At 40.1% G+C, this 459-nt stretch carries 1 protein-coding gene; it reads right to left on the bottom strand.

Features of this window, described 5'->3' with window-relative positions:
* A partial coding sequence (locus ACTQ5K_RS25585) for a transposase (RefSeq protein ID WP_441994460.1) occupies positions 1-459 on the bottom strand: 459 nt, incomplete at both ends.

Below are 459 nucleotides of genomic sequence, written 5' to 3'. Positions count from 1 at the left end.
ACAAAACAGATGAATCCTTGGGTAGTTTAAAATCATAAACCTCCCGTACGACTGCGTTTTTTCGTAGCCTAGAAAGAAAAAAGTAGCCTTCATCGGTCATGCGATCAAAACACTCGTAGTCTAGATAACCTCGGTCAAACACATACATGCATTCTTTATCGTCAACCATAATCTCAAGTTGACCACGATCGTGTTCGCTTGCCGTTGTCATCACGGCTTTTTCGGGATAGGATTCTCCCTTTTCCATAAATACAAGGCGTAAGTGTAACTTTACGCCTGCCTTAGTTTTGCGGAACTTCGCCCATTTATGATTGGTCAAATTTAGTGGCAAAGTACTTGAATCAATATTTTTTAACGGCATGACAAGTTTTGTGTAGTGTGTTTTGGCGTGAATTTGTCCGACTAAATCAAGGAAAAGTCTTTGAAACAAATCTGGATTTAGACCATTTAAACGGCGCG

Origin of the sequence: Niallia sp. Sow4_A1, assembly GCF_052116745.1 — a bacterium.
Lineage (GTDB): Bacteria > Bacillota > Bacilli > Bacillales > Cytobacillaceae > Niallia > Niallia hominis.
The sequence above is the reverse complement of the archived record's forward strand: the minus strand, read 5'-3'. Positions and strand labels throughout refer to the sequence as shown.